Annotated in this window: 8 protein-coding genes; 3 read left to right on the top strand and 5 right to left on the bottom strand. The window is 74.2% G+C overall.

Annotation, left to right across the window (positions count from 1 at the left end; genetic code table 11):
* Nucleotides 1–84: 84 nt before the first annotated feature.
* Nucleotides 85–1,371 carry an oligosaccharide flippase family protein gene (locus Ari01nite_RS09135; protein WP_239162599.1) on the bottom strand — a complete coding sequence of 429 codons (1,287 nt, stop codon included), beginning with the start codon at nucleotides 1,369–1,371 and terminating at the stop codon, nucleotides 85–87.
* A 1-nt stretch (nucleotide 1,372) separates the two neighbouring features.
* Here Ari01nite_RS09135 and Ari01nite_RS09130 point away from each other — a divergent pair, with 1 nt between their 5' ends.
* The gene (locus Ari01nite_RS09130; protein WP_498371174.1) at nucleotides 1,373–3,007 is read left to right on the top strand and encodes an MmpA family trehalose lipid delivery protein; all 1,635 of its coding nucleotides are present in this window, start codon (nucleotides 1,373–1,375) and stop codon (nucleotides 3,005–3,007) included.
* Nucleotides 3,004–3,183, top strand: coding sequence for a hypothetical protein (locus Ari01nite_RS09125; RefSeq protein ID WP_203780676.1), 180 nt, complete (start codon nucleotides 3,004–3,006; stop codon nucleotides 3,181–3,183). Before Ari01nite_RS09130 ends, Ari01nite_RS09125 begins: the two co-directional genes overlap by 4 nt.
* Nucleotides 3,184–3,251: 68 nt before the next feature.
* Here the strand turns inward: Ari01nite_RS09125 and Ari01nite_RS09120 are convergent, their stop codons facing one another.
* Together Ari01nite_RS09120 and pgfA are read right to left on the bottom strand one after the other, a co-directional pair.
* Nucleotides 3,252–4,424, bottom strand: a complete 1,173-nt coding sequence (locus Ari01nite_RS09120) for a glycosyltransferase family 4 protein (RefSeq protein WP_239162598.1) — start codon at nucleotides 4,422–4,424, stop codon at nucleotides 3,252–3,254.
* A gap of 8 nt (nucleotides 4,425–4,432) precedes the next feature.
* Nucleotides 4,433–5,488, bottom strand: a complete 1,056-nt coding sequence (gene pgfA, locus Ari01nite_RS09115) for a cell envelope lipid trafficking protein PgfA (RefSeq protein ID WP_203780675.1) — start codon at nucleotides 5,486–5,488, stop codon at nucleotides 4,433–4,435.
* Between the two features lie 72 nt (nucleotides 5,489–5,560).
* Here pgfA and Ari01nite_RS09110 point away from each other — a divergent pair, with 72 nt between their 5' ends.
* Nucleotides 5,561–6,685, top strand: coding sequence for an acyltransferase family protein (locus Ari01nite_RS09110; RefSeq protein ID WP_203780674.1), 1,125 nt, complete (start codon nucleotides 5,561–5,563; stop codon nucleotides 6,683–6,685).
* Here the strand turns inward: Ari01nite_RS09110 and Ari01nite_RS09105 are convergent.
* Nucleotides 6,567–10,994: an alpha-(1->3)-arabinofuranosyltransferase domain-containing protein gene (locus Ari01nite_RS09105; RefSeq protein WP_203780673.1), complete on the bottom strand. Its 4,428-nt coding sequence runs from the start codon at nucleotides 10,992–10,994 to the stop codon at nucleotides 6,567–6,569. The genes Ari01nite_RS09110 and Ari01nite_RS09105 overlap by 119 nt on opposite strands.
* A complete protein-coding gene (locus Ari01nite_RS09100) occupies nucleotides 10,991–11,761 on the bottom strand; it encodes an SDR family oxidoreductase (protein ID WP_239162597.1) in 771 nt (256 codons plus the stop codon). Before Ari01nite_RS09100 ends, Ari01nite_RS09105 begins: the two co-directional genes overlap by 4 nt.
* Nucleotides 11,762–11,769: the final 8 nt, after the last annotated feature.

The following is an 11,769-nucleotide window of genomic DNA, read 5'->3' as shown; positions in this document are numbered from 1 at the left end:
GGGCCCCGCCTTCTACCCGGGCCCCGCCTTCTACCCGGGCCCCGCCTTCTACCCGGGCCCCGCCTTCTACCCGGGCCCCGCCTTCTACCCGGGCACAGTGGCGGCCTCCCGGACGCGCCTCGCCGACCGCCAGACCGCCGCGCCGGTCACCGCCACGGTGGCCGCGGCGGCGGCGACCGCGCACGCCAGCAGCTGCCCGACGGTCGACGGCCGGACGACCGCGGCCACCCCGACCAGCACGACCACCACCACCCACACCCCCGCCGCGGGCCGGCGGGCACCGGCGGCGATCCGCGCGTTGAGCAGAAAGACCGTGATCGCATACAGCGCACCGGCCGTGACGAAATACGGCGCGTACCGGGCCAGGCCGGCGTATCGGTCACCGCCCACCGCGCGCACCGCCAGTTCACTCGCGACGGCCGTCCCGGCGACCAGTACCAGACCGGCGGCGGCGAGCAGCGCCAAGCCCACTCGCAACGCCGCCGAACGTCCGCGGGCCAGCCAGGGCAACGCCACGATCGTGACGACCTGCGGTGCCCAGATGGCCGCCCGGGTGAGCACCGCACCGACCGCATACGCGCCCGACTCGCCGGGCGGCAGCAGCCGCCGCGCCAGCAGGAGATCGGCATAGGAGACCACAAGAATGGCCAGCGAGGCGCTAGCCGCCGCGAACACCGCCCGCCCGCGCAACGCGCCGGCGGCGGAAATCGCGCCCGGCGCCGCCTCCGGCCCAACCGGCGGTGAAGCTGCGGTGCCGGGCGCGGCGGGTGCCCGCCGCCGGGTCGGCGAGCCGAACGCCAGCCACGCCAGCGGCGGCAGCACCGACCATGCCACCAGCGCGCCCAGCGCCAGCGAACCCGTCAGTCCCACCCCCACGGCCAACCCGGCCACCACGCCGACATACCGGCCGACGGCCAGCAGCACGGTCCCGATCGCGAGGCGGCCGAAGCGTTCGCCGCCCTGGAGCAGGCCCAGCGGCCAGCCGGCCAGCACCGCCGGAACCACCATCAGCGCCAGCAGCGGCGGCACCGCCAGCGGCAACCGGAGCAGCGCGGCCAGCAGCGGGGTCGCCAGCAGCATCGCGCCGCCGCAGCCGGCCGCCACCAGCACGGTCCAGCGCGCCGCCGACACCCGGCTGCCCGCCTTGGCGACGGCCACCGCGACCGCGGTCTGCAGGCCGATGCCGGGGATCGTGGCGATGGCGACCAGGGCCAGACAGGTGGCGAGCGCGCCCAGGTCGGCCGGCGCCAGCCGGCGGGCGCCCAGCACCGGGACCACGTACGCCAGCAGGTTGGCGGCGGCGTTCGCGACCGTGACGAGCAGGCCGGCCCGGCCCAGCGCGGCGGCGCCCCGGCGTGGTGAAGAGTCCACTGTGCCTCCGCACGGGAGGTTACCGGGCCGGGACCGCCTTGTCCGGTATTGCTGCGCCGCGTTTGTGGTGGTGGCGGTGCTGGCGCCGCTGGTCCGGTCCGGGTACGTGCTGCGGTACGACATGGTCTTCGTGCCGAGGCAGCCGCTTCGGGCCGACCTGCTGGCTCCCGGCGGCACGCTGCCCCGGGCCGTTCCTCTGGACGCCCTGGTCGGGTTGTCCGCGCTGGCCGTGCCGGGCTGGCTGGTGCAGCGGGCGGTGCTGGCCGCGATCCTGGCCGCCGCGGTGCTCGGCGCCTACCGCCTGGTGCCCGCCCGGCGCACCGGAACCCGCCTGGTGGCCGCCGTCGCGTACGCCTGGACGCCTTTCCTGGCCGAACGCCTGCTGCTCGGCCACTGGGGTCTGCTGCTCTGCTACGCGGCCCTGCCCTGGCTGGTGGCCGCCGCCCGGGACGGCTCGCTCCCCCGGCTGGTGCTGGCCGCCGCCTGCGCCAGCGCGACCCCGACCGGCGGCGTGATCGCGATGGCCGTGACCGTCGCGCTCACCGGTCCCCGGCGCTGGCTCCCGGTCGCCGCCTTGAACGCTCCGTGGCTGGTCGCCGCCCTGCTCACCACCGCGCCGGGCCGATCCGATCCGGCGGCGGTGGAGGCGTTCGCGGCCCGCGCCGAGAACTGGGGCGGCTCGTTCGTCGCGCTCCTCGGCACCGGCGGCATCTGGAACGCGCACGCCGTACCCGGCAGCCGCACCGGTTGGCCGGTCCCGGTGTTCACGATCGGGCTGCTGGTCGCGGCGGCGTTCGGTTTCGCCGTCCTGCGCCGTCGCTGGCCCGAGGGCACCGCGAACCGTCTGGCCCTGCTCGCCGCCGTATCCCTGCTGCTCGCGGCCGCCGGCACAGTCCCGCCGACCACCGCCGCGCTGCGCTTCGCCGTCGAGCACGTGCCCGGCGCCGGCCTGCTCCGCGATGGGCAAAAACTGCTGATCCCGTACGCCCTCTGCCTTGCTCTCTGCCTCGCACTGGCCGCCGAGCGCATCGCCGGAAGGGTGCCGGCCGGACGCCTGGTGCTGGCCGGGTTCACGCTGCTGCCCGTCGCGATGCTGCCCGACCTGGCCTGGGGCGCCGGCGGCAAGCTGCGCCCGGTCAGCTACCCCGCGGAGTGGACGGCGGTGGCCCGGACGGTCGCCGCCGACCCGGGCCCGGTGCTGTCCCTGCCGATGTCGGCCTACCGCGCCTACGACTGGAACCCCGGCACGGTGGTCATCGACCCCGCCACCCGCTACCTGCCCGCCCCCGTGATCACCGACGACCGGCTGCGCGTCGGCAACAGCGTGATCGACGGCGAGAGCCCCGCAGCCGCCGAGATCCGAACCCGCCTGGCCGCCGGCAGTTCACCGGCCGACCCCTCGATCCACTGGGTGCTGGTGCAGGACGGGTCGGCGCCGGCCGGCCCCAACCTGGTACCGGACGGATCGGCACCGGCCGGTCTCACGCTGGTGCACCGCGGTCCCACGCTGACCCTCTACCGCAATCCCGGCTACCTGCCGTCGCCGTCCCGGGCGCCGGCAGCCGTGCTCGTCGCCTACCTCTTGGCCGCAACCGTAGCGGCCGCCGCCCTGATCCGAAGGAGCATCCCGTCATGATCAAAACCCTGCTGGTAGGAGCCGTCGTCGCCGCAGTCCTCGGCGTGGCCGGCGTCGCCGCCGCCATCGGAGCATTGACCCCCACCGCCCAGGAGGTAGCCACCGAAATGGCCGACCAGGCCCAGGGCACCGGAGCCGACCCGCTGGCCCCGCCCGCGTTCTACGGCAGCCGCTGACCAGCCGCCAGCCTCCCTCACCGCCAGCGCACCCGGCGTCAGAAGGCACGTGACCGTGAGGTCCCTGGTCACTGCGAGCCGGGTCGCGTCGCCGCACCGGATCGGTCCGGGTGAGGGGCCACCGACGGGCGGCCGGCGAGCACCTCGGTGACCAGGGCGGCCAGTTTGCGGCCCGCATTGGGCCAGGTGAACGATGCCGCGTAGGCCATGGCGGCGGCACCCATCCGGCGCCGGGCCGCGCCGTCGGTCAGCAGCCGGCGGGTCTGCTCTACGAAGTCGTCCACGTCGTCGGCCAGGACGCCGGTCACGCCGTCGCGCACCGCGTCGCGCACGCCTCCTGCGGAGCGGAAGGCCACCGCGGGCGTGCCCCGCGCACCCGCCTCCATGATGGTCAGGCCCCAGCCTTCCTTGACCGACGGCACCAGCGCCACCCACCCCGACGCCAGGATTTCGTGTTTGCGCGCCTCGGTCACGTAGCCGGCGAACTCGGTGCGCGCCGCCACCCCCAGTTCGGCCGCCCGTTCGCGCAGCCGCGGTTCCCACCAGCCGCGCCCGGCCACGATCAGCCTCGCCTCCGGCAGGGCGGCCAGGGCCGCGAGGGCGAGCTCCACGCGCTTGTGCGGCACCAGGCGACCCAAAACCACCAGGCAGGGGTACGCCGTACGCGCGACCGTGGGAGCGTCGACCGGGGTGAGGCCGTTGTGGATGAGATCGATGCGGGCCGGGGCGACGCCCAGGCGTACCAGCTCATCGTGGGTGGCCGACGAGACCGTGACATACCGGCAGCGTCGATAGACGCGGGGCGCCAGCCACGACTCGAGCCACCAGCCCACCCGGCCGCGCCAGTCGGGGAAGACCACCGGCCACTGCTCGCGGTGGACATGGTGCACGATCACGACGGTCGGGCAGCGGGCGTACAGCGGGGACAGAAAGGGCACGCCGTTGCAGACGTCGATGATCAGGTCGGGACGCCGGCCCGTCAGCGGGCCCAGGTGCAGCGTGCCGGCCAGGTACGCGAGGGCGGCCCGCAGGTAGACCGTGTGGCGGCCGCCCCGGCGTACGACATGCACTCCGGACGGCAGCAACTGCTCGGCGGGTGCGTTGCCGTGGGTGGCGCACAGCAGCGTGACGCGGTGGCCGTGCGCCACCAGTTCGGCCGCCACCCGTTCGGTGTAGACCTCGGAGCCGCCGCCCTCCGGGTTGGCGGTGTCCCGCCAGTTCAGGAAGAGGATGTGCGGCACGGGACCGGTCAGGCGTGCGGAACGGCGGTCGGCTCGGGTTCGGCCGCGTGGGCGGGCTGGTGCTCCTCGCCGCGGGGCTTGCGGCGGGCGACCACGACGCCCAGCACCACGAGGATGAGGCCCAGCACCGCCAGGCCGATGGGCACGTAGAGGCCCAGCATGTTCAGCAGGTTGCGGCCGTGTTCGGCCTCGGCGAGCACCGCGGCCTTGGTCTTCTCGTCGTACTGGAACGACGCGTCGAACAGCACGACCGGCGTGCCCACGTCGGGCACCAGTTCCCGGTGCTGCTTCTCCTGGTAGCCGATGATGGCGCCGGTCTGCGGCTCCACCCAGATCGTGCGGCTGGCCTGGTACGACACCGAACCGCTGTGCGCGCCCGGCGCCAGGAAGCCGAGCAGCCCCTCGACCAGTTCGGCGTCCATCGGCATGGTCTGGCTCGGCACGTCCTGCTGGAAGCGGTACGTGGGCAGGCCGTTGTACTCCTCCTCGGCCGCGAACCCCATCGGCAGCGCGGCACCCAGCCCGGAATCCCAGTACTGGTACGTCTTCTTCTCGGTGTCGAACGGGAACAGGTACAGCTGGCCGGTGAAGTTCACGTTGCCGGGGATGCAGCCGACGTTCTCGGTCTTCACTTCCTTCATGTCGTTGTGGCACTGCCCGCTCCACGGCACCGCCGCGCCGGACACCCGGTCGAGCGCGATCCGGCTCTCGGCTCGGTTGACCGGCGAGCCGTCCTCGACCCGGTCGGTCGCCTGATACACGTTCCAGATCAGGGTCTTGCCGGCCAGGTCGCCGGTGAGGTCGGCGGCCGCTTGGTAGTCGGGTTTGATGCCGGTTTGGTTGCGCAGGCCGCCCTGCTGGACGGCCACCTCCACCTCACCGTCCGGCAACGTCGTGGCCTGCGCAAACGTCGCGTTCGAGGCTTCCACCACAACGTCCGGCGGCTGGAGGTCGTACGGCACCTGTTTCTGAGCCGGAACAATGACCCAGGCCAGGGCCGCGGCGACGATGAGGCTGAGCAGTCCCAGCCCGAAGAGTGCCGCACCCGCGATCCGCCGCTTCATGGCGCCCTCCAAGGAAGTAGAACGCGTTACAATCTACTGCCCCGTAACATTCAGCGGAAGCCCTGGTGTCCGATGTCTTCCGAAGCACTGAGAAGGCTCCCCGCGCTGGACGCCCTGCGTGCCGTCGGCGCCGCCGCCGTGGTGGGCACGCACGTCGGTTTCGCGACCGGCGCGACGTTCCAGCCGGTGTGGGGCGGCGTACTGGCCAGATTGGACGTCGGCGTCGCCATCTTCTTCGTGCTGTCCGGGTTCCTGCTGTTCCGCCCGCACGCGCACGCCGCCGCGACCGGCGCACCCCGCCCCGGCACGGGCCGCTACCTGTGGCGCCGCGCGCTGCGCATCCTGCCGGCGTACTGGCTGACCGTCGCGGCCTGCCTCCTGCTGCTGCCCGGCAACGCCGACGCGACCCGCGCGGACTGGCTGCGGCACGTCACGCTCACCCAGATCTACCAGCCGCACCACCTGCGCGAGGCGCTGGGGCACACCTGGAGCCTGGCCACCGAGGCCGCGTTCTACCTGCTGCTGCCGCTGCTGGCCGTGCTGGTGCTGCCCCACCGGCGATGGCGTCCGAGTTGGACGGTGACGGTGCTGTGCCTGGGCGGGGCGCTGGTGACCGGGGGCTGGCTGGCGGCGATGGCGGCCGGCTGGCTCGACATGGGCCTGCACACGATGTGGCTGCCGTCCTTCGCGACCTGGTTCGCGGCCGGGATGGCGCTGGCCACGGTGCACGTAGCGGTTTCGCAGGGCCGCTGGACCCGCTTCGCCGACGTGGGCCGGGCGCCGCTGACCTGCTGGGCCCTGGCCGCCGGCCTGTTGCTGATCGCGAGCACCCCGCTGACCGGCCCGCGCGACCTGGCCGAGCCGACGGCGGGCGAGTTCGGGGCGCGGATGGTGCTGTTCCTTGGCGTCGCGGTCGCGGTGGTCGCCCCGGTCGCGTTCGTTTCCGCCGGCCCGGTGCGGTCGTCGTTGTCCGGCCCGGTGGCGCGCTGGCTCGGCCTGGTCTCGTACGGCCTCTTCCTCTGGCATCCGCTGGTGCTGACGGTGCTGCCACCGCGGGGCTTCGCCGTGACGTACGCGCTCACCGTGGCGGGGGCGCTGATCCTGGCGTCGCTGAGCTGGTATCTGCTGGAGAAGCCACTGCAGTTCCTCGGCCACCCGCGGCGGGCCCGCGCCAGAGCGAAAGCCAGAGCAGCGTGAGTGCGGCCAGGGCGGCAAGCTGCGGCGCCGCGGCCACATGAGGTTCATTAGCCCGTACGCTCAACAGCCCCGCGACGGCGAACGCGGTGCTCGCGGCCCACCACTCAACGCGCAGAAACCCCCGCCGGACGCCCGGGGTCCCGCCCCGGCCGGCCAGGTTGACGGCGACGAGAAGCGCGAGTCCGGCGGCCATGAGCCCCGTCGCGGCATAGCCACCGACGCCGACGAGCGCCACCGCGCCGATGACAAGCAACAGGACGGACCGCCGCCCCGAACGTCTCTCGAGTGGCCGCGAGAGCGGCGAGGCGGGAATCAGCAGCACGGTCAGCACCAGGCCCAATGCGAGGACGCCGCCGACGATCAGCCCCGTTCGGTAGAGGCGGTCCGGGGCGAACACGATCTGGACCGGTCCGGAGACGCCGGCGGGGACGATCCAGCCCTGCTGCCAGCCGTCGACCACCAGCGGCTCGAGGCGCTGGCCGGCCAGTCGCGCCTCCCAGCCCGGGTTGGTGTTTTCGCGGACGAGGAGGATTCGCTGGTTGGGCCAATGGTCGAGGGTGATTTCGCGGGACGTCGGGGACCACCGGTCTATCGACTGGACCGTGTCGATCGGGGTGGCGGACGGGGGTCCGGCGTTCGGCGGGAGCAGGGTCAGGCGGGTCGGCTCGGCGTAGCGGCTCGCGGTGGCCACCACCCGGGAACCACTCAACGACAGCGGGGCGTCCGGGCCGCACAGTCGCATCGGGAGTTCGCGCCGTTGCAGCAGGTCGTCGACCGTTGCGGTGAAAGCCGTCTTGATGACCCGGTCGCCGGATGACACCGACGGGCCGGAGCCGCAGGGCAGGCGGACCACCGTGTCACGGTCGCCGTCGACCGTGGCGTTGTCGGGCAGGACCGCGAGTGTGCCCACGGCCATCGGCAGGCGCTCGGTGCGGGCCGAGTAGGGCGCGAACGAGAACGCGGCCGTGCCGCCGGTGAACAGGACCGTGATGTCGTTCGTGTGGACGCGGGGTTCGAACTTGAGCAGTCCGGTTCGGTCCAGGGTTCCGGTTCGCGGGCCCGAGTCGGTCAGGACCGTCACCGACCACGGCCGGGACGCGGCCGTGCGGGGGCCCAGGCCGACCCGGATGCCGGTGAGGATCTGGGACGACGACCAGTCCAGGCGCAGCCACGGGTTGCGGTCCTCGTCGGCGGCGTACCAGGCGGTGTCGAGGTCGCCGTCGAGCGCGGCGCCGGGGCGGGCCGCGGGTTCGGACAGGCCCACCGACGACGCGGTGACCCGGGGTGTGTTGAGGCCGGCCAGTGCGTTGTCGATGGCCGTGGACAGCTGCGGTCCGGCGCGCGGGCGGGCCCACAGCCGCAGGTCGTAGTCGCCGGTGGCGCCGGGGATGGTGCGGTCGAGGACGCCGCCGTCCTCGGAGGCCCGGCCGGCCTCGGATGAGCAGTACGGCCGCGACGCGAGGAAATAGCAGGCCGGCGTGGACGGCGCGGCGGCGGCCACCACCGTGGACGGGCCGGTCACCGCGGCCACCGGGGTGAGGCCGCCGGTGGCGGGTCGCGGGCCGGGCAGGACCAGCGTGCGGTGCGCCTTCAGGCCGGGAACGGCCAGTTCGCTGATGCCCACCCCGCCGTACCCGAGCCGTACGCTCCACACCTGGTCCACGGTCACGCGCACCCGGTCCACGGCGAGCAGGCCGTCCAGCGACACGGTCACCGACTCACCGGTCAGGTCGGCGCTCTGCCGCTCGTGACCGGCCTGCACGGTGACCCGGGTCGGTATCGCGTCGGCGCCCCGGTCGACGGTCAGCCGCACCTGGCGGACCGTGCGGGGTCGCTCGAACGCGACTTCCAGCCACTGCCCGATCCCGGCCGTGCCCGGCGCCGAGCGCCACGACGTGCCGGGATCGCCGTCCAGGGCGGCGAACGGGTGGTGCTCGGTCCGGTTCCCGGTGAGCGGCAGGGCCTGCGCGTACGAACTGGACGCCGTGACGTCGCGTACGCCCAAAAATCGCGTGACGGTCTCGCGCCCGGAAGCCCACGCCGGACCGTAGTCGTGCGCGGGTTGGCGCAGCCGGTAAGGCTGCTCCGCGGTGAGCGTGGCCGACGCGTTGTCCCGCGCCTGCCCGAACGTCACCTCCCGGCGCCGCAACCCGTCGGTCAGCACGGTGCCGCCGGTCGTCACCCCGGCCGGCAGGTCACCCGCGAGCACCGCCGGCCCCGGCCCCAGTTGCCCCGCGTCGGCCAGCGCGAGCAGCGACTCCGGCCCACCCACCACGGTCCGAGCGTCGGCCACGTCAAAAGCCGCCACCGGAGCCACCGCCCGGGCCGCACCAGGAACCGCCGCCCGGGCCGCACCAGAAGCCCCCGCCCGGGCCGCCCCCGAAGCCCCCGCCCGGGCCGCCCCCGAAGCCCCCGCCCGGGCCGCCCCCGAAGCCCCCGGAACCGCCGCGCGGGCCGCCCCGGGAGCGCCGCCGGAAGCCGCCGGCGTGACCGCAAAGACCTCCAGCGCCGGCACCGGCACGTCCAGGCCGTTGTCCAGGAACGAGTCGGCCGGCTGCCCACCGACCGCAGGCCCGAACCTGGCCACCGGCGTGAAGCCGGGCGACGACTCCAGCGCGGACCGCACCGCCAGCTGCCGCGCCGCACCGGACCGGCCGGTGTCCAGGTCGGCCCGCACCAGCAGATAACGCACCCCGGACCGCGCCAGCAGCGAGGCCAGGCCCGTCGACCCCCGGCCCGCGGCCAGGGCTGTCTCCACCGTGTCGAGCATCCGAACCGTCGTCGGCGGCACGAGCGGAATCGAGTTGCGCACGGCCCAGGCCGACCGCAACAGCGGCTGCACCATTTCGTCTCCCGGTGCGCCCCAAAGGTAGCTCGGGAACCGCGCGCCCGGCACCACCAAAATCCGCCCGGTGCCGGCGTGCGCGTCCAGCCACGCGGCGGCGTTGCGCCAGTAGCCGGGGACGTTGAGGAAGCTGCCGTTCCCCACCAGCCCGCCGGTCAGCGCCGGCCCGGCCGCCACCGCCACAGCCGCCAACGCGGCGGCACCGGCCAGCGCCCCGCGCTGCCACCCGCCGGGGCCGGCCGCTGACCCACGCTGCCACCCAGCGGCACCGGCCGGCGACGCACCCTGCCACCCCCCGGCGGCACCAGCCGGCGCCCCGCGGTGCCACCTGCCGGACATGGCAACCGCCCGGAACGCCGTAGCGGCAAAATGGATGAAACCCAGCGTGAGCGGAAGTCGCAGCACCACATCGAACTTGTGCAGGTTGCGCAGCGGCGCTCCGGCGCCGTCGAGCCACTGGTGCAGCGGCCACGCGAACAGGCCGTTGATCTGCCCGAGATGGCCCAGCCCGACGATCGCCACGCCGGCCAGCACGCCGGTGATCAGGAAGCGCCGGTGCGGCATCCCGCGCCGGCACAGCCCGGCGATGCCGAAGCCGGCCACCGCCACGGTGGCCAGCACGAACGTGGTCCCGGTGGCCAGTTGCCAGCCGGCCGGCCAGCCCGGGCCGTAGACACCGGAGAGGTACGCCAGCCAGTGCGACGCACCGCGCAGCGTGGACACCGCGTCGGTGGGGCGGGTGGTGGTGCCGGCGGTCTCGATGTAGTCCAGGAACGGCGGGCTGAACCGGCCGAGCAGCAGCAGCGGCGCCACCCACCAGGCGGTGGCCAGCGCCACCGCGATGCCCCAGCCGATCACGAGGGTCAGCCGGCGCAGCCACAACACCGCCAGCGGCAGCACGGCCAGCACCGCGGTGGCGTTCACCCCGCCGGCCGCGGCCACCGCCAGGCCGGAGAGGGCCAGCGCCCGCCAGCCCGGCGCGCGGGTGACCAGCGGCACCAGCACCCAGGGCGCCACCGCGCTGGGCCAGGCCTCGACCGAGACCGGACCCAGTTCGCTGAGGATGCGGGGCGACAGCGCGAACGCTACTCCCCCGATCAGGCGGGCCGCGGGCGTGCCGATCCCGAGCCGTCCGGCCAGCACCACGACACCGGTGAACGCCACACACAGCAGCAGCGCCCACCACAGCCGCTGCACCACCCAGGCCGGCATCCCGAGCAGATCACCGAGAGCGAAGAACGGCCCCATCGGGAACAGGTATCCGTACGCCTGATTCTGCATCTGCCCGAAGTTGCCGGCCGGATCCCAGGCGTGCAGCGCGCGCCCCAGCCAGGCGAGCGGCGAGACCACCAGATCCACCTTGGTGTCGGCCGCGATCCGGCCCGGCTGTTGCAGGAACGACAGCGCGGTGAGCAGCACGCAACCGGTGGCCACGCGCAGCCGCCACACCACCGTCCCGGTCACGGGTGCTGGCTGCTCACGGAGATCACCTCGCCGGTGAGATAGGACGCGTAGTCGCTGGCCAGGAACGCGACCACGGTGGCCACCTCCCAGGGCCGGGCGGCACGGCCGAAGGCCTCGCGCGCCGCCAGCCCGGCGAGTTCCTCCTCGCTGATCACCTTGCTGAGGTGGGGGTGGGTGGCCAGGCTGGGTGCCACCGCATTGACCCTGATGCCGTACGCGGCCACATCGAGCGCGGTGCAGCGGGTGAACGCCATGACGCCCGCCTTGGCCGCCGCGTAGTGGGCCTGCCCGGCCTGCGCGCGCCAGCCCAGCACCGAGGCGTTGTTGACCACCGCACCGCCGCCGCCCTGCGCGATCATGTGGCGCAGCGCGGCCCGGGTGCAGCGGAAGGTGCCGGTCAGCGTGACGTCGAGGACCCGGTGCCACTCCTCGTCGGCCATCTCGATGACCGGCCGGTTGCCGCCGAGGCCCGCATTGTTGACGAGGACGTCGATCCGCCCGCACCGGTCGGCGGCAGTCTTGATCAGTTTTTGAACGGCGTCTTCGTCGGTCACGTCACAGGGGACCGCCCAGACTCTCCCCGGGTATTCACCGCTCAGTTTGCCGGCGGCCTCGTCCAGTCGCCGCCCGTGACTGTCGCTGAGCACCACCCGGGCGCCCTCGTCGAGGCAGCGGCGCGCCACCGCGGCGCCGATCCCGGTGCCGGCGGCCGCGGTGACCACCACGGACTTGCCGTCCAGCAGGGCGTGCCCCAGCGGTCCAGTCATCGGCGGTC

Source organism: Paractinoplanes rishiriensis, from assembly GCF_016862375.1.
Lineage (GTDB): Bacteria > Actinomycetota > Actinomycetes > Mycobacteriales > Micromonosporaceae > Actinoplanes > Actinoplanes rishiriensis.
This window is presented reverse-complemented; position numbering and strand designations above follow the sequence as displayed.

Coding starts and splice junctions, on each gene's coding strand:
- Ari01nite_RS09125 (WP_203780676.1), top strand. CDS start 3,004: ATGATCAAAACCCTGCTGGTAGGAGCCGTCGTCGCCGCAGTCCTCGGC.
- pgfA (WP_203780675.1), bottom strand. CDS start 5,488: ATGAAGCGGCGGATCGCGGGTGCGGCACTCTTCGGGCTGGGACTGCTC.
- Ari01nite_RS09110 (WP_203780674.1), top strand. CDS start 5,561: ATGTCTTCCGAAGCACTGAGAAGGCTCCCCGCGCTGGACGCCCTGCGT.
- Ari01nite_RS09100 (WP_239162597.1), bottom strand. CDS start 11,761: ATGACTGGACCGCTGGGGCACGCCCTGCTGGACGGCAAGTCCGTGGTG.